We start from the raw sequence: 17,780 nt of genomic DNA on the forward strand, positions 1-17,780 counted from the left end.
TATACGCCGTGATGCGCGACCGGGTGCCCTACCGGGAGTAGCCCCGACGGTTGACAAAACTATAGGAACACCCAATGACTAAAACGCCGCTTGTGATGGTGTTCACAGGCGGCGTTTTCAAACTTGTATGTGCTCTTACTCGTCCTTGGGCGCGGGGTGTTTGCAGACCACGCTCATGTAGATCATGCCAAGCACGGCCGCGGTGACCGAACCGGCAAGGATGGCGGCCTTGGCAGCCAGAACCTCAAACTGGGCCGTCGGGAAAGCAAGACCGCTGATGAGAATCGACATCGTAAAGCCGATGCCGCCCAGAATGCCCACACCGGCAATCATGTGCCAGTTGACATTGCGCGGCAGCTCGCAGGCCCTAAGCTTAACCAGGGCAAACGTCATGCCAAAGATTCCGATCGGCTTGCCCAGCAGCATGCCAAAGTACACGCCGAGCGTCACCGGGTCGGTGAGCAGCGTGCTCATGTCCACGCCCACTAGGCGAACCTGCGCGTTCACGAACGCAAAGATCGGCAGAATCACAAAGTTGACCGGCGTGGAGATCAGACGCTCCATGCGGATGAGCGGCGGGGTCACGCGGTGCATGACGCGCTCGACCTTGGTGGTCGAGACGGTAAAGTCATGCTGACCCAGGATGTGCGCCTCGTCATCGTAGCGGTCATCGAGCAGCGGCAGGCACTCCCCCAACCAATCGGTGAGGCTATCGAGCTTGACGCCGCACTTGGCCGGGATGGTGAAGGCCAGGATGACGCCGGCAAGCGTAGCGTGCACGCCGCTCTTGAACATGCAGAACCACAGCAGCAGGCCCAGCACCGAGTACGGGGCAAGGCGGTAATGCTGCGTCCTGTTGAGCCACACGAGCGCGCAGGTCACAAGCGCGGCGGCGCCCAACCAAAACGGATTGGGGCTCTGACCGTAGAAGATGGCGATGGCGGCGATGGAAATGAGGTCGTCGGCGATGGCGAGCGTCGAGAAGAACACACGCACGCCGTTGGGCACGCGATTGCCCAAAAGCGACAGCACGCCCAGCGCAAAGGCAATATCGGTTGCCATGGGAATGGCCCAGCCGTTGTGCGCGCCGGCATGGTTAAAGATCAGATAGATGCAGGCGGGAACGACGACGCCGCCCACGGCCGCCAGCATGGGAAGCATAGCCTGGCGCGGGTTTTTGAGCTCGCCGACCGTCATTTCATACTTGAGCTCAATGCCCACCAGCAAAAAGAAAATCGCCATGAGGAAGTCGTTGACGAAAAGCTCAACGGTGAGACCGGCCGTAAGGTTGCCCAGACCCACATACAGCGGGGTCTCCAAAAAGTGATGGATGGCCTCGTAGGCATCGGTATTGGCGCAAATGACGGCGGCGATGGCGGCGAAGACCATGACGGCGGCGGAAATCGTGCCGTTCTCGGCGATGCGCTCCCAGATGTCGTGGCGCTCAAAACGCTTGCGCTCACGAACGTTGAACAGCTGCTCAGTTGCTGCCATGGGCGGCTCCTTTCACGGGAAAGCTCCCGTCTTAAAAAAGCACGGCCCGCCCAAGTGGCGGCGCCGCGCTCTAACGTATTACGCTTGCATCTAGCCTACCCTGCACGACAAGCACGCAGGCGTGACCGAAAAGCGGAACCACAGGTTGAACATTATTTGCTCAACGGCACGGGCACGCCTGTCCAAGAGACAACGCGGCGCCGCGCACAAAAAACGACCGGAGCGCGGGGCGTCCGCGATCCGGTCGTGGCGTTTGGTCAACTAAACCTAGCAGGCGGCCATGATGGGGGCAGCGACCTGCTTCTTACGGGAGAGGACGCCCGGCATCCAGACGCCGTCGTGCTCGTCGGCAATGCCCAGACCCTTCTGAGCAGCCTCGGTCTCGCCCTCGAGCAGGACCTGCGAGCCCTCCTCCATGATGTCGGTAATGCACAGGACAATGCCGTCGGCACCCTTCTCGGCGGCGTAGGCGCGCATGGCCTCGCGGATCTCGTCAATCATGCCAAGCGCACGGCTCTTGTCGACGGTCTCGTACTGGCCGATGAGCAGCTTCTTGCCGGCGGGCTCGAACATCTTGATGTCGTTGCCGACCATCTCGGCTGCAGTGAAGGAGCCGGACGGACGGGTGAGGAAGACCTCCATGCCAAACTTGACCGGATCGACGCCCACCTGCTCGCCGAGCTTGGCGGCGACGGCGCGGTCGACATCGGTGGTGGTGGGGCTCTTGAGCATGAGCGTGTCGGTCATCATGGCCGAGAGCAGCAGCTTGGCCTGGACGTCGGAAAGCTCAACGCCGAGCACGCCGGCAAGCTTGGTGACGATGGTGCAGCTGGAGCCCCAGGGCAGGCAGATGTAGTGCAGCGGACCGGCGGTCTCGAAGTCGCCGATGCGGTGATGGTCGATGACGCCAAAGACCGTGGCGTCCTTAAGGCCGGCGACGGACTGGGCAGACTCGTTGTGGTCGGTGAGGACGACGAGCTGACCGGCCTCGACGGAATCAATCACGCGGGGCTCGGCAATGCCAGCGTCGGCGAGCAGCTTGGCGGACTCGGCCGGAAGCTGACCAAGGGCGCAGGCCTCGTAGGTGTTGCCGGCATACTCAACCTGGTTGAGCAACTGGGACAGGACGACGGCGCTCATGATGGCGTCGTTATCGGGGTTCTGGTGACCAAAGACAAGAACGTTTGCCATGGATATCCTCCACTTGATATGTGTACTTGGACGTAGCTATGGTAGCACGCCGATGCCGAGCCTTCGCAGACGGAAGGGCCACGGCATATTTTGGGGCGCAGCCTTGGCCTCCTTGCACCAGCTATTTGCCGGCGGCGCGCAGGGCTACGTAGGCGGCACCGATGATGCCGGCGTCGTTGCCGAGCGAAGCGACCTTGATGGGCGTCTCGCGCGAGGCGGAAAGCGCGTAGCGCTGGAAGTGCTCGCGAACCTTGTCGAGATAAACATCGGCCGAGGCAGACGCGCCGCCACCGATCAGGAACATCTCGGGGTCGACCACGTTGGCGATAAGCGCCAGGGCGCGGCCAAGGTAGTCGGCCATGGTGTCGGCTGCGGCCAGCGCAAGCTTGTCGCCCTCGCGGCAGGCCTGGAACACGTCCTTGGAATCGGAGGGGCCGGTGAGCTCAATGGGCTCGACACCCGCCTTCTTGCACTCGGCAAGGTAGTTGCTCACCACGCCGGTGGCGCTGGAATACTGCTCCAGATGGCCATGGCCGCCACAGCCGCAGGTGCGCTCCTCGGCCGGGTTCAGGCACATGTGGCCAATCTCGCCGCCAGCACCCACAACGCCCGATACCACGTCGCCGTTAACGATAACGCCGCCGCCCACGCCGGTACCGATGGTGACCATAACCACGTTCTGCACGCCCTTGGCAGAACCGAGCCAGGCCTCGCCCATGGCAGCGGCGTTGGCATCGTTCTCATACTTAACGACCGCATCGGGGCAGTGCTTCTGAATGGCGACCCTCAGCTCGGGCAGGTTAATGGCAATGTTGGCCTTGACCTTGGCATCGCCCGACGCCGGGATGGGACACGGAACGGCCAGGCCAATGCCCGCCACAAAGGCACGCGGAATCTGTGCCTTGGCGACCACCTGGTCGATAGCCTCGGTCACCGCGGCAAAGCCCGCAGCGTCAACGATAGGAGGCGTGGGCACGCTGGCCTTGGCAAGCAGGTTGCCGTCCTCGTCGAACAGGCCCTCCTTAACCGAAGTGCCGCCGACGTCGATGCCGATGTAGTACTGCTTAGGTTCCATGGGAGCCCACCTTTCTCGTTTAAACATTGCCTGTATGGTACCGCTCTCAAGGCAAAAACCTACCAAAAAGGGACAGGTTTGTTTTGGCAGGTTTTATCTGGGGTAACGCAATTGGCTGCCCAACAGGCCGCGCAAGACCATCCCCAAAAATAAAGGCGCCGGGAGGCGGAGGCTCCCGGCGCCCGTCAAAGGGACTATGTTGTCTGTTGGACCGCACGGTCCGTCGCGGCGATAACGCCGACTAGGCCTGAAGTGCCTGCAGCTGCTTGTGAACCTCGATGAGCTCCGTCGCCATGACGCGCATGGTCTCGGTGCCGGCCATCTGGTCCTCGGCATGCAGCAAAATCAACGGGGCCTCGCCGTTACGCTCGCCGTTGGCCTCCTTCTTCAGAAGCCCCATGTGAACATCGTGGCCACCGTTATAGGCCTCGTCGCCCTGCTTGATAAGCTCCTCGGCGGCGTCAAAATCGCCCTCCTTGGCCTTTTGCACGGCATTGATGTACATGCTCTTGGCGGTACCGACGTAGCTGATGATCTCAAAGCAGGTCATCTGCAGTTCGTTCATATCCTCCATGCAGAGCACCTAGCCCATCACGCTGACGCAGTGGTCGATGATGCCGGCAGCGTTCATGCGGCCGTAGTCGACCATGTTGATAACCTCAACCGGGAAGCGGCCGGCGGCCTCCTTCTCAAAATCGCCCTTGGTGTAGCCGATCTGCGGACCAAGCAGCAACATGTCGCACTCGTCCAGGTGATCGTGGGCCTCGTTCATGGGACGAGCCTCGACCTCAATATCCAGACCACGGTTTGCAACCTCGGCCTGCATCTTCTGGACCAGCAGGCTCGTGGACATACCGGCATTGCAGCAGAGCATGACCTTCTTCATGGTTTCCTCCTTATAACTGCGCGGCGCGCAGACGACAACTGGTTTTATTCCTTGCGGCTATTGTGCCCACCCCCCTGCATCTTTACACAAGGGAGAGAGCTGCGGGCACCGGCACCGCGTACCGGCGCCCGCAAAGGTGAAAGGGACGAACGTTAGGCGTTCTACTCGGCGAAAGCCTCCTGCTTGGCGATTGCCTTCTCGGAAATCTTCATAAAGGGCAGGTAGACGGCCATGCCAATGACAATCTCGATAGCCTGCCACACGCCGGCGCGCCAGTCAAAGCCCGTAGCGAGCAGGGCATTGATGACGGGAGGCATGGTCCAGGGCACCTGGGCGATGCAGGGGCTGATGATGCCTGCGCAGGTAAGGCCATAGGTGATGCCGATGAACAGATCGGGAAGAAGAACGAACGGGATCATGAGCGGCAGGTTGTACACGATGGGGTAACCGTAGATAACCGGCTCGTTGATGTTGAACAGACCAGGCAGGATAGCCATCTTGGAAACGGTCTCGGAAGCCTTGTTCTTGGAGAACAGGAGCGTGTCGAGCAGGAGCATGAGGGTGCAGCCCGAGCCGCCGATGAGGGCGAAGCTGTTAACGATCTGCATGTTCATGTAGTGATCGGGCTGGATGGTGCCACCGGCGGCAAAGGTAGCCATGTTGTCGACGATGAGCATGGTCAGGATCGGCTCGACGGTAGCGCCAGAGATGGTGGACTGGTGAATACCGACGCAGAACAGCAGGTTAGCAAGGGTGTAGATGAGGATAACAGCCCACGGACCGGCGTTCATGATGCTCTTGAGCGGGTTGGAGATGCACGTGGAGATGATGGTGCACAGATCGGTGCCGGCGCACACGGCGAGCAGGGCTGCGGCAAGAGCGAAGACCGCGAGGTTAAGCAGCATCGGAATCATGACGTTGAAGGAGTTGGAGACCGCGGGAGGCACGCCCTCGCCCAGCTTAACCTTGAGCTTCTCGACGCCAGAAATCTTGATGAAGAGCGAGACGGAAAGCAGGGCGATGATAATAGCCGAGAACAGACCGTTGGTGCCGGTGTTGGCAGTCGAAAGGGCGCCCGTGACCTCGGCGGAGGTGATCTTGTCGGTGAGCAGTGGGCTCGTGGCGGCAAGCGAGGCGGTGATCTGCTGCGGCATCATGATGACGAAGGCAGAGATGGCGACGACCACGCAAGCGAGCGGGTTATCGAAACGCTTGTTCTTGGCGAGGCTGTAGCCAATCAATCCGGCCAAGATAATGGCAGAGACGTTGAGGGTGCCCAGCGTAATTGCCGAGCCCCACGTCTGAAGGTTGGCAAGGCCCGCCGCATCGAGCGGGAACAGAGGGAACACGACGTTGTTAATAAGAACCGCGATACCCGCAAGGATATAGAGCGGCGTGATGGTCGCGAAGGCGTCACGCAGGGAACGCAGGTGAACCTGGTTTCCCACCTTCGCAGAGACCTCGGCAAACTTGTCGAGGAAGCTCTTTCCGTTGTCACTGGCCATGATTGCTCCTAACTTTCAAATCCGGCCTTTTCCTATGCGCACGGTGGTCTGTCGCCCTCTGCCACCAGATGTGCCATGTGTTGCGCGCGGCGGCGCGCGGTCTGGGCGTTCGCCCGGTCGCTAATCAACCACGTGGGTCGTGGCGACCTGTTTGAGCCAGGCCGCCGACTTCTTAAGGCGGCGTTTGTAGCCGTCCATGAGATCGACCTCGACAAAGCCGTAACGATTCTTAAAGGCATTGGCCCAAGACCAGTTATCGATGACGGCCCAGTAGTGATAGCCCCGGCACTTGGCGCCCTCGTCGATGGCCTTGGCCACCCACTCCAGGTGCTGACGTACAAAGTCGACGCGGTAGTCATCCTGGATGGTTCCTTCGGCGTCACGGTTCTTGTATTCGTCCATGATGCCGATGCCGTTCTCGGAAACGAACCACTCAAGATCGGGGTAGTTCTTAGCGCAGTCCATGCCAAAGTCGTAGAGGCCCTGCGGGTAGATCTCCCAGCCGCGGCTCTCGTTCATAACGGCGTCGGGCCATACGTACTCGTCGGCAAAGTGCGGCAGGCCGTACTGGTCGACCTTGCTCGCCGGCGCCTGAACACGCGTGGGGTGGTAGTAGTTGCAGCCGAGCCAGTCGACAACACCCTGCTTAAGGATCTCTTGGTCGCCGGCGCGGAACGGGAGCTTAACGCCGCCCTCGGCCAGGCTGTCGAGCACGTCGGCAGGAAGCTCGCCCTTGGTGATGAGGTCGAGCCACCAGCGGTTGTTGATGCCGCTGGTCATGCGCACGGCCTCGAGGTCCGCCTCGCTGGGGTTCTCCTTGGTGTAGACCGGGGTAAAGCAGTTGATCATGCCGATCTTGGCATCGGCGCGAATAGCGCCCTCGTCATAGGCGCGACGATAGTTGGCCACGGCCAGCGCGTGCGCCAGCGAGATGTGATACTGCACGGTGCGGGCGCGGTTGAAGTCGTGGAGCTGCGGGAACCACACGCCCTCCTGATAGCGCTGCTCGGGCTCGACGATGGGCTCGTTAAAGGTGAACCAGTACTTAATCTCCTGGCCAAACTCGTGGAAGGCGACGTCGGCGTAATGTGCGTAAGCCTCGACAACCTCACGGCTCTCCCAGCCGCCACGGTTAAAGAGGTAGGTGGGCATGTCAAAGTGGTACAAGTTGACAAACGGCTCCAAGCCGGCTTCGCGAGAGGCGCGGAACAACTCGTGATACCACGCGGCACCTTCCTCGTTGAGGTTGCCGTCGGCATCGAGCAGACGGCTCCACTGGATGGAAGTGCGATAGGTATCCAGACCCAAGTCCTTCAAAATGCGAAGGTCTTCCTGGTACTTGGCCATAAAGTCATTGCCGGCGTAAGAGCCAACGCGGTTGTAGAACGAACCCAGATCCTGGATGGACCAGGTGTCCCACAGGTTCTCGAGCTTGCCGCCCTGGTTCCACTGACCCTCAGTCTGCGGGCCGGACATAGCAGCGCCAAAGAAGAAGTCGTTGGGCAGCTGATACTGTGCCATCAAAGTCCTCGCTTTCGTGTTCTAGAGCTTCCGGTTGGAGACGGGTTTGCTTTGGCAGGTTATCCGGCGCGGGCGCGCACCGGCCATACCGATATCCAACCCGCCAAAACAAAACCGTCCCCAAACGGTCGATCCTGTTGTGCGGAAGGATTCCGTTCGTTGCTTAAACTATAGCGCTCTAATTTTGAAAGTAAAGCGTCTTTTTCTTTTTTCTTTCTCGAACTTCTTAGATAAAAGTAATATGGATGCCCTGTTGAGGGTTATACTTACTTTTTGTATTCATATATGTCGGAAAGGAGGTTCCATGATTCCCAAATACGAGGCGATAGCTGCAGATATTCGTCGAAGTATCGAGGATGGCGCTCTTAAACCGGGCGACAAGCTTCCCACCGTCGTTGAGTTCTGTGAGCTCTATAGCGTTTCCAAAATCACTGTCAAACGAGCTATCGAGCAAATCACCGAGGAAGGTCTAATTACCAGCCGTCGTGGATCGGGTACCTACGTTAAGGACACGGCGGGGCTTCCCGGCCAGGCGTTTTTCCAGGGCAAAAACGACCGTGCCCAGGGTTTTTCGTATGAGCACCGCGGGGAGAAGGTGACCTCGGTGGTCTATGATTTCTCGATTGTTAATCCACCAGCGGACATCGCAGCCCAGCTGGGAATTGCCGAGGATGACTTTGCCTATCACATCGTGCGCGTGCGTCAGGCCGATGAGAAGCCCATCGTTATCGAGTACACCTACATGCCGCTCGAGCTGATTCCGGGCCTTAAAAAGAAGGACCTGTACGGATCGGTCTACCATTTCATCCGCGAGCAATGCGGGCTGAAAATTTCGAGCTTCCACCGTACCATTCGCGCCGTGGCAGCAACCAAGGAAGAAGCTGAGCGCCTGGACACCAAACCTGGCTCTCCCCTGCTCGAGCTCAAGCAGATTGGCTTTTTGGACAGCGGCGCCGCCTTTGAGTATTCGGTCTCGCGCAACGTTGGCGACCGCTTTGAGTTGCACAACGTAACATTGGCATAGGTTTTTGTAGTCATACAGGCGCTCGTTTTGAACAGTTTTACGCGGCGCCCACGCAGCACAATGGGGGTATGAACATGTCCGATTTGATTAAACTGACGCCGATCTTCCACGAGAAAATCTGGGGCGGCCGTCAACTCGAAACCGTATTTGGCTACGACATTCCCGAGGGTCCCATCGGTGAGTGCTGGGCCATCTCGGCCCATCCCAACGGTGACTGCCAGATTGCGGAGGGCCCGTATGCCGGCCACACGCTTTCATGGCTGTGGGCCGAGCACCGCGAGCTCTTTGGCAATTGCGAGGGCAAGGAGTTCCCGCTGCTCATTAAGATTCTGGATGCCAAGGACGACCTTTCGATCCAGATTCATCCCAACGACGAGTACGCCGCCGAGCACGAGAACGGCAGCCTGGGCAAAACCGAGTGCTGGTATGTACTGGACTGCGAGCCCGGTGCCACGATCATCGTCGGCCAGCGCGCCAAGGACCGCGTCGAGGCCGCACAGATGATCGAGGAAGGCCGTTGGGACGACATGCTCAACGTGCTGCCGATCCACAAGGGCGACTTTTTCCAGATTGATTCCGGTACCGTGCACGCCATCAAGACCGGCACGCTCATTTTGGAGACGCAGCAGTCGAGCGACGTGACGTATCGCCTGTACGACTACGACCGCCCCGGCACCGACGGCAAGCTGCGCCCGCTGCACATTGAGCAGAGCCTGGATTGCATCAACTTTAACGCGCAGGCACCGACCGACGGTACCGTAACCACGCCCGAGGTAGATGGCGTAACCGAGCTCGAGTCCAACCCCTGCTACACCGTCGACCGCGTGCGCGTCGACGGCAGCAAGACCCTCGACCAGCGCTGGCCCTTCATGTGTCTGTCGGTCATCGACGGCGAAGGCACCGTCTGCGGCGACCCCGTCCACAAGGGAAGCCACCTGCTGGCCCCGAGCACCGTCAGCTCCATCGACCTCGAAGGCAAGATGGAACTGATCATCAGCCACCTCTAGGTCGCAACAACAACCAAAACGCAACAAGGGGCTCCCCCGTCCACCAACGGAGGAGCCCCTACTCGTATCTACATATCAGCCCACCCGGCTCTCCAGATCAAAAAGCGAACGAGCAGAGCGACGTTCGCAAGCAACGTTATCTAAGGACCTGGGCGGGCGTATGGGGCAACATCGATCGCGAGTTCCGCACGCAAAGGAGGCCACTTAATGTGGCCTCCGTCTTGCGCAGGACTGTCCGAGCAGGCGATGTTGCCCCATACGCCCGCCCAGGTCCGCCGGGATTACGACAGTTTAACGATCGGTGCAAAGCCCTTCATCAGCTTTTTGGTCTGGCCGGTCTTTTCGAATTGAACCTCGATCATGTCTCCGACAACCGAGATGACAGTACCCGTACCAAAGGTCTTGTGACTCACAGTATCGCCCGCGGCAAAGTCCTGCGATGCGCTGGCGCGATCGACCTTGCGCTCCACCGTCGGGGACACCTTGGACGACGGCTTTTTGGCTCGCGGCGCGCCCGAGCCAAAGGTCGAGGCAACACGGCCAGCGTCGGGCGAGACCCCACGATGGCGCTCGGTCCCATAGCTGCTGCCGCCAAAGAAGTCATCAAAGCTCGATCCGCCGCGCGAACCGGAACCGCCGGTCGAGCGCGTATGTGAGCCAAACACCTTGCCGCCATACATGTCCGAGCCCATACCCGAGCCAAACGTGCCGTGACGGTCGCCGCGCTTCTCCCAGCCCGTGCCCTCAAAACCGGCAGAACCGATGCCGCTAAACTCGATGTCCTCAAACGGAATCTCGTTGAGGAAGCGCGAGCGCGGGTTGGCAGAAGTCGAGCCGTAGGTGCGACGCGTGGCCGCATAGGTCAAGAACAGGCGCTTACGGGCGCGCGTGATGGCAACGTAGGCCAGGCGACGCTCCTCCTCGAGCTTGCCCGGGTCATCGCTGCCGCCAAAGTCGTGCACGTGCGGGAAGATGCCCTCCTCCATGCCGGCCACGAACACTGCCGGGAACTCCAGGCCCTTGGCGGAGTGGATGGTCATCATGGTGATGGCATGCGTCTCGCCGGCCAGGGAATCCAAGTCAGAGCGCAGGGCCAGCCACTCCATGAGTGCCGGCAGCGCTTTACAGGTGAGCGGGCCGTAGGTGCGCTCGATCTCGTCGGCATGTACGACACCCGCCGGCATCTCCGTCGGCGCGGCATACGCGTTGCCCGCGATGGCGGCGGCCAGGGCATCCTGCGGCGAGAGCGCCGGGGCGGCTAGGCTATCGAGCGGATTGGAACCTGCAGCATCGCGCGCGCCGACGAGTGCCTCAAACGAGGATGCCGGGGCGGACGGTCCCGGTTTGGGCGCGGGCGCGCTCACCACGACGGGCTCGGGCTCGGCGCCGGCAGGCACGTCGGCAACACCGGCTGCGCGCAGCTCTTCTAAGCTCTCGAGCGTGCCCTCGATATCCTCGTGCGTTTCCTCAAATTCGGCAGCGACGCCCAGAAATTCCTGGATATTCTCGGCACGGCTCTCGGACTCCATGGTGCCCTCGGCGCGAAACGCCTGCAGCAGGCCCGTCTTATCGACAATCATCTCGACAACGTCCTTGAGCTCGCCGTCCATGCGGCGACCCTCGCGCACCAGCGACACAAAGCTCGACAGGCCATTGCGCACCTTGGCGCTAAACATGCCCGTCTCGGCGCACGCGATCTCGCAGGCCTGGAAGAACGAACAGCGGTTGTCGCGCGCCAGCTGCTCGATCTTTTGGATCGAGGTTGAGCCGATGCCGCGGCGCGGTGTGTTAATGATGCGCTTGACGCTCATCTCGTCGGCCGGGTTCACGATCATCTTGAGGTAAGCCATGACGTCGCGGATCTCGGCACGGTCGAAGAATCGCGTGCCTCCCACGATCTTGTAGGGCACGCCCGCGCGCAGGAACATATCTTCGAGGATACGCGACTGGGCGTTGGTGCGATAGAACACGGCGATATCGTCATAGCTCGTGCCTTTGGCATGCAGTTTCTCGATCTCGCCGGCAATCCAGCGGCCCTCGTCGCGCTCGTCGCTCGCTTGGAAGGCCTGGATCTTCTCGCCATCGCCCTCGGCCGTAAACAGGCGCTTGTCCTTGCGCTGCGAGTTGTGGCGCACCACGGCATTGGCGGCGCTCAGGATGTGACCCGTGGAACGATAGTTCTGCTCCAGCTTGACGGTCTTGCAGTTTTTAAAGTCCTTCTCAAAGTCCAGGATGTTGGTGATGTCGGCGCCGCGCCAGCTGTAAATGGACTGGTCATCGTCGCCTACGACCATGAGGTTTTGGTACTTGGCGGCCAGCAGGTTAGCGATCTCGTACTGGACGTGGTTGGTGTCCTGGTACTCGTCGACGCTAATGTAGCGGAAGCGCTCCTGGTACTTTTCGAGCACCTCGGGGCGGGTGCGCAGCAGCTCAAGCGTGCGCACGAGCAGGTCGTCGAAGTCCATCGCATTGGCGGCGCGCAGGCGGCGCTCCAGCTCCAAGTAGACCTGCGCGGCCTTTTTATCGTTGGGGCTATCGGCGCTCTTGAGCATGTCCTCGGGGCCGATCATGGCGTTTTTGGCCGAGCTGATCTTGCTGCGGATCATGTTGATGGGGACCTGCTTTTGCTCGATGCCGAGCGCCTGCATAATGTCACGCACCATGCGCTTTGAGTCATCGTCATCGTAGATGGTGAACTGGCCGGTGTAGCCCAGCAGGTCGGCGTCCTCGCGCAGCATGCGCACGCACATGGCATGGAAGGTGCACACCCACATGCCACGGGTGCCGCTGGGAATGAGTGCCGCCAGACGCTCGCGCATCTCGGCCGCGGCCTTGTTGGTAAACGTGATGGCAAGAACCTGCCAAGGCTTAACACCCAGGTCGCCGAGCATGTGTGCGATGCGGAAGGTCAAGACGCGGGTCTTGCCCGAGCCGGCGCCGGCGAGCACCAGCAACGGGCCCTCGGTGGACAGGACCGCCTCGCGCTGGGCGGGATTAAGGCTGTCGATGTCGACGAGCGGCTTGGCGGGTTTGGGTGCCGGCGCGGGAGCGTCGTAGATGTCGAGCGGGACGAGCTCGGGCTCCGGCGCAGCAGGGGCGGTGTACGCATCGAGCGGCACGGGTTCCGGCGCGGGCGGCACGGGTACCGCGGCGTTCTTTTCCCAGGGCAAGGGCTGGGTCATGGGCGACTCCTCATCTGACGGACGGCGCGCCTGCGGGCGACGCCATAGTTTGAGCCGTACCAGTATACCGAGCCGCGCGGACACCGACGCAAATCACACCACGACTCCGCGCGCCACCGTCAGGCCCGCCCCAGCGGATTTGGCGCAATGGGGTCAGGTTAGTCTGCACCATGTTGCTGCAAAGTAACCTGACCCCAATGCACCAACCAGGGAGCCACCGATATCATGGCAGCAGCAGCGAGCGGCGGCCAGGGCGAACAAATTGGCATGAAAAGAGGGCGGCATAGACCTTTTGGTCATGCCGCCCTCTTTGAATGACAAGTTGTCGTTCTGGCCGCCGCGCAGCGTCAACCAAGTTACAGGCCGAGCATAGGCTCCAGAACGAAGAAGTATGCGAGCACTACGATGCCCAGAATGATGCGGTAAACACCGAAGCACTTAAAGTCGTGACGGCGGACGAAGCCCATGAGCCACTTGATGGCGATGAGCGAAACCACAAAGGCCACAACGCAGCCCACGCCCAGGATAGCGACCTCGTTGGCGCCGAACGTGCCGCCCTTGATGAAATACTTGACCAGCTTGAGCGCGCTCGCGCCAAACATGACAGGGATGGCCAGGAAGAACGTAAACTTGGACGCCACCGAACGCGTGCAGCCCAAAAGTAGGCCACCGATGATGGTGGAGCCGGAACGCGACGTGCCCGGAATCAGCGAAAGCACCTGGAAGCAGCCGATACCCAGCGCAGTCTTCCAGCTCAGATCCTCGAGCGTGGTGATGGAACCAAAGTCCAGATCCTCGTCATCGTCCTCATCCTCAGCGGTAGCCGCGGCGGGCGCCGCAAAGTGCGCACCGGCAGGGCGTCCACCCGACACCACAGCACGCGAACCAAACGAACCGGCAACGGCCGTTTCCTCGCGCTTGCTCGCGCGCCAGTTCTCGATCACGATAAACAGCACGCCGTACACAATGAGCGCCAGCGCCACGACGGGAGCGTTGTAGAAATGCTCCTCCATCCAGTCGTTGAGCGGCAGGCCGATCGCCGCCGCAGGAATGCAGCCGAGCACGATCTTGCCCCACAGCACCCACGTGTCGCGACGGCCCTCCTTGCCCTTGCTGGGCGAGAACGGGTTGAGCTCATGGAAGAACAGGACGCAGACGGCCAAAATGGCGCCAAGCTGAATCACGACCAGGAACATGTTCCAGAACGTCTCGCTCACGTTCATCTTGACGAACTCGTCCACCAAGATCATGTGACCGGTCGACGAGACGGGCAGCCATTCGGTGATGCCCTCGACCAGGCCCATGAAGGCAGATTTTAGAAGCTCGATGATATCCAAAGGGACCCCCTCGTTAGACACCCGCCGATATTGTTCTGCGGACGGTGCGGGCGATGTCCCATTATCAACCGTTCGGGCGCGCCTGCGCCTACCCTTACCAAAAAACTCGTCCGTTCACAGAATTGCGAGCGGTCAAACCGAAATCCTTGGGTATAACTGCAACAAGATAAAGTGTCCGGCGGCCAACGCGCCCGCGCCCGCCCGACGCACGAGCCCCGCGCCCGTGCGATAGACCAAGGAGGAAACCATGAACGAGGGCTACACCAAGGTATTTGTTTCACTCGACGGTACTGAGCAGCAGGATTTTGTGCTCGCACGCGCCATCAAGGTCGCCGCGAACAACGGCGCCAAGCTAATCATCGGCCACGTTATCGATTCCACGGCGCTCGAGAGCGCCGGTTCCTATCCGGTTGATCTGGTCAACGGCCTAGAGGAGGCATTTAAGAACTCCATTGCCAAGCAGCTCGAGGAGGCCAAGGCCAATCCTGACATTCCCGAGGTCGAGGTCATGATTCGCGCCGGCCGCATTCGCGAGACGCTCAAGGACGAGATGCTCGACGTGGTTAAGCCCGACCTGGTGCTCTGCGGCGCACGTGGCCTGTCCTCGATCAAGTATGCGCTGCTGGGTTCGATTTCGACGTTCCTGCTGCGCAATACGGACTGCGACATCTTGGTCGTGAAGTAGCGTTGCTCCCACCGGCCGCGGGGCCTGCGGGGTTTCCACGGGCACGTCCTCGCCGCGTTGCGGCTGCGGGATGTGCCCTTAGGAAACCCCTCCCGGCCCCGCGGCCTTCGCAGCCTTACTTCAACGAGTTGTCTGATAGAAAAATGGCGTGCCGCCCCGTTTGGGGCGGCACGTTTTGTTTGGACGGGCGTTTGCCGTGTGCGTTACTCAAAGTATTGGAACTTGTTCGTCGAGAAGGCGAACGTGACGACGAAGCCTTCGCCGGGCTCGGATGCTGCGGTGACGTCGATGCCCATCTTGGAGCACAGGCGCGCCACCAGGTAGAGGCCGATGCCCGTCGCACGCTTGGTGGTGCGGCCGTTGTCGCCGGTAAAGCCCTTCTCGAACACGCGCGGCAGGTCTGCCGCACACACGCCGCAGCCGTTGTCCGCGACGGTAAGCTCGATGCGCTCGCTTGCCAGACCCTCGTCCAGCAACGCACCCGAAAACACGATCTTTGCGCCGTCCTCACGCGCATATTTAATGCTGTTCTGAATGAGCTGGCCCAGAATAAACTCGAGCCACTTCTCGTCGGTAAAGACCTCAAAGTCGAGGTTCTCGCACACCGGAGCCACGTGCGCCGCGATGAGCTCACGCGCATTGGCCTTAATCGCGCCCGTCACCAGGGTCTTGAGATCCCAGCGGCGAATCAGGTAGTCGCGCTCCACGACTTCCGAGCGCGCGTAGTACAGCGCTTGATCGATATAGCGCTCCACGCGAGCCAGCTCGCGACCCAGGTCATCCACGCGCGACAGGTCGTCTTCGCTGCTGTCCAGGTTTTCCAAAATCAGATGGGCCGCCGCCAGGGGCAGCTTGGCCTCGTGGACCCAGCTCTCGATATAGTCGCGGTAGTCATCGGTCTGACGCCGGCCTTCGGCAACCTCGTCGCAGGCGGCTTTGCCCACCCGGCGCAAGACCTCGTACTCGAGCTCGCCCTCGGCATAGGCCGGGCATTGCACCATCTCCTGCACCCATGCGGGACTCTCGAGCTCCTCTGCCGCGCGCTCCAACTGACGCAGAAAACGGCGACGGCGAGCGTACTCGATCACGATGCCGAGCATACCAAAGATAAAGGACACGCCAACCGCCACGACCACGATAGAAATGGGTGCGCCGGCGACCGTCAGCACAAAGCAGCTCAGCAGCACGCCGCACGTCCACACGGCGACGGGAAGCAGCGCATCTTTAAAGAACTTGCCAAACGACATAGCCAGCCCCTAGACCGAATAGCCCTGGCCGCGGTGCGTGGTCAAATACCCCTTGATGCCGATTTTTTCGAGCGTGGTGCGCAGACGGTTGATGTTGACGGTGAGCGTATTGTCGTCCACGAAGGCGTCGGAGTCCCACAGGTCCTGCATGATGGCCGAGCGCGAGACAATCTTGCCCGCACGGCTCAGAAGCAGTGAGAGGATACGCAGCTCGTTTTTGGTGAGCTCGGTACTGGTGCCGGTTTGCATGTTGGTGACCATGGAGCGAGCGAGATCGAGCTCCAGGCCCTTGTGGACAAGTGTGCTGCGCTCGCCCGCCGCCGCGGTACGACGCAGCAGTGCGTTGATGCGCGCCACGAGCACGCGCGCGCTGTAGGGCTTGGGAACAAAGTCATCCGCGCCGAGCGTCATGGCCATGACCTCGTCAATCTCGGTCGCGCGCGACGTGAGGACGATGATGGGAACCTCGGATTCGCGGCGAACCTCATGGCAGATATGCTGGCCGTCCTTGACGGGAAGCGTCAGGTCGAGCAGCACCAGGTCGGGCGCGGCGGCGAGAATATCGCGCGAGACATGCTCAAACGATTCGCAGGCCTCGATTTCAAACCCGGCGCGGGCAAGGATGTCGATAAGCTCACGACGAATGGGCTCGTCGTCCTCAACGATATAGATTAGCGCCATGGATTCCGCCCCCCCCCTCTTGGTTATCTTGCCCCATTATGACCGCGGATCCGCAGATACGCGCCTCACGCGGCACCAAAGTGACAGAACTGTTCGCGAGTGGCAGAGGCTTGCCCCTCGCTCGCGACGAGCACGGGAATTAAATGAGTTTTTAATCCCCGTCCCAGAAACATCATTTAGCGGCGGGCACGGAGCTTTTCGTAGCCTTCGGCGAAGAAGGCGACCGTAGCGGCGTCCGCCTCGGCGGCGTCCGTCTCGGCAGCGGGGACCACGCCGTGCTCGTCGCTCACCAGGAACAAGGCGCCCTTAAGCTGCGCGGGAATATCTACGCGCGTGACCGGGATGCCCTTGGTCTGGGCCAGCTGCTCGATGAGCGTCGCCGTGCCGCACAGGCACTCGTCCGCCGGCGCCACAAAGGCAAGCTCGCCGTTGTTGACGGCGGCGAGCAGCTCGGGCGCCACGCCAGTTTCGTCAGCCTCGGAGCGGGCCTCGGCGGAACGGGCACGTAGCGCCTTGGCCGACGTATCGGTTAGCGGCTCGTACTCCCCCACCGTCATGGCGGCGTTGCCGTTAACGTCGATCACCAGCATGAGCACGCCGTCGCGTGCGGTGTAATCGCCCTCGGCAAGCGACCACTCAACGTGCTGTTTGGCCCAGCTGAGCATGTTATGGGTAAGCGGCTCGCCCTGCACCAGGCGCTCGGACAGCGCACGAATGTGGCGGTTGAGCATGGGCACCTTTTTGTTGGACATGCGCCAACGGCAGACAAGCGCAGGCTTGTCGAGTGTAAACTTCTCGACCGCCTCCTGATTGGCGCAAAAGTCCTCGTACGCACGCTGATCCTCGGCATTGCCAAACAGCTCGGCATCATCAATCTGGGGCATGGTCATACCTTTCGTGTTAGTCATTCCGTCCTCTTATACCAAAAAGACGGCCCTCCAAACG

At 60.9% G+C, this 17,780-nt stretch carries 15 protein-coding genes; 3 read left to right on the forward strand and 12 right to left on the reverse strand.

The annotated features are described in order from the left end of the window. Window positions 1-135 precede the first annotated feature (135 nt). The 7 genes from nhaA to I4W09_RS08595 form a co-directional block, all read right to left on the reverse strand. Entirely contained in the window at window positions 136-1,494 is a 1,359-nt protein-coding gene (gene nhaA / locus I4W09_RS08565; protein ID WP_196033616.1) for a Na+/H+ antiporter NhaA, read from the reverse strand. 267 nt (window positions 1,495-1,761) lie between these two features. Next, window positions 1,762-2,685, reverse strand: a complete 924-nt coding sequence (locus I4W09_RS08570; protein WP_196033618.1) for a manganese-dependent inorganic pyrophosphatase — start codon at window positions 2,683-2,685, stop codon at window positions 1,762-1,764. A gap of 121 nt (window positions 2,686-2,806) precedes the next feature. Next, window positions 2,807-3,760, reverse strand: coding sequence for an ROK family protein (locus tag I4W09_RS08575; RefSeq protein ID WP_230318745.1), 954 nt, complete (start codon window positions 3,758-3,760; stop codon window positions 2,807-2,809). 241 nt (window positions 3,761-4,001) lie between these two features. Next, on the reverse strand, window positions 4,002-4,334 hold the full coding sequence (locus I4W09_RS08580) for a PTS sugar transporter subunit IIA (RefSeq protein ID WP_197736861.1): 333 nt from the start codon (window positions 4,332-4,334) through the stop codon (window positions 4,002-4,004). A 9-nt stretch (window positions 4,335-4,343) separates the two neighbouring features. After that, entirely contained in the window at window positions 4,344-4,646 is a 303-nt protein-coding gene (locus I4W09_RS08585) for a PTS sugar transporter subunit IIB (RefSeq protein WP_196033623.1), read from the reverse strand. 161 nt (window positions 4,647-4,807) lie between these two features. After that, on the reverse strand, window positions 4,808-6,151 hold the full coding sequence (locus I4W09_RS08590; protein WP_138340244.1) for a PTS sugar transporter subunit IIC: 1,344 nt from the start codon (window positions 6,149-6,151) through the stop codon (window positions 4,808-4,810). Window positions 6,152-6,271: 120 nt separating this feature from the next. Continuing rightward, window positions 6,272-7,672 carry a glycoside hydrolase family 1 protein gene (locus tag I4W09_RS08595; RefSeq protein WP_117746098.1) on the reverse strand — a complete coding sequence of 467 codons (1,401 nt, stop codon included), beginning with the start codon at window positions 7,670-7,672 and terminating at the stop codon, window positions 6,272-6,274. Window positions 7,673-7,976: 304 nt separating this feature from the next. Here I4W09_RS08595 and I4W09_RS08600 point away from each other — a divergent pair, with 304 nt between their 5' ends. Further along, window positions 7,977-8,696, forward strand: coding sequence for a GntR family transcriptional regulator (locus I4W09_RS08600; protein ID WP_195240705.1), 720 nt, complete (start codon window positions 7,977-7,979; stop codon window positions 8,694-8,696). Window positions 8,697-8,770: 74 nt separating this feature from the next. After that, window positions 8,771-9,703, forward strand: coding sequence for a type I phosphomannose isomerase catalytic subunit (locus I4W09_RS08605; RefSeq protein WP_371732510.1), 933 nt, complete (start codon window positions 8,771-8,773; stop codon window positions 9,701-9,703). A gap of 281 nt (window positions 9,704-9,984) precedes the next feature. On the opposite strand, the gene I4W09_RS08610 is transcribed toward I4W09_RS08605, so the two are convergent. Together I4W09_RS08610 and I4W09_RS08615 are read right to left on the reverse strand one after the other, a co-directional pair. Then, complete coding sequence (locus I4W09_RS08610) at window positions 9,985-12,885, reverse strand: ATP-dependent helicase (RefSeq protein WP_196033627.1); 2,901 nt, start codon at window positions 12,883-12,885, stop codon at window positions 9,985-9,987. 356 nt (window positions 12,886-13,241) lie between these two features. Then, window positions 13,242-14,222, reverse strand: coding sequence for an undecaprenyl-diphosphate phosphatase (locus tag I4W09_RS08615; RefSeq protein ID WP_196033629.1), 981 nt, complete (start codon window positions 14,220-14,222; stop codon window positions 13,242-13,244). A gap of 247 nt (window positions 14,223-14,469) precedes the next feature. Here I4W09_RS08615 and I4W09_RS08620 point away from each other — a divergent pair, with 247 nt between their 5' ends. Beyond that, the gene (locus tag I4W09_RS08620) at window positions 14,470-14,907 is read left to right on the forward strand and encodes a universal stress protein (protein ID WP_006235921.1); all 438 of its coding nucleotides are present in this window, start codon (window positions 14,470-14,472) and stop codon (window positions 14,905-14,907) included. A 203-nt stretch (window positions 14,908-15,110) separates the two neighbouring features. On the opposite strand, the gene I4W09_RS08625 is transcribed toward I4W09_RS08620, so the two are convergent. The 3 genes from I4W09_RS08625 to I4W09_RS08635 all read right to left on the reverse strand — a co-directional run bounded on the left by I4W09_RS08625 (window position 15,111) and on the right by I4W09_RS08635 (window position 17,743). Further along, complete coding sequence (locus I4W09_RS08625) at window positions 15,111-16,154, reverse strand: sensor histidine kinase (protein ID WP_161115888.1); 1,044 nt, start codon at window positions 16,152-16,154, stop codon at window positions 15,111-15,113. Window positions 16,155-16,163: 9 nt separating this feature from the next. Further along, on the reverse strand, window positions 16,164-16,835 hold the full coding sequence (locus tag I4W09_RS08630) for a response regulator transcription factor (protein ID WP_161115889.1): 672 nt from the start codon (window positions 16,833-16,835) through the stop codon (window positions 16,164-16,166). Between the two features lie 176 nt (window positions 16,836-17,011). Continuing rightward, complete coding sequence (locus I4W09_RS08635; RefSeq protein ID WP_161115890.1) at window positions 17,012-17,743, reverse strand: hypothetical protein; 732 nt, start codon at window positions 17,741-17,743, stop codon at window positions 17,012-17,014. Window positions 17,744-17,780 lie beyond the last annotated feature (37 nt).

It is taken from the genome of Collinsella aerofaciens (assembly GCF_015670795.1).
Classification (GTDB): domain Bacteria; phylum Actinomycetota; class Coriobacteriia; order Coriobacteriales; family Coriobacteriaceae; genus Collinsella; species Collinsella aerofaciens_Q.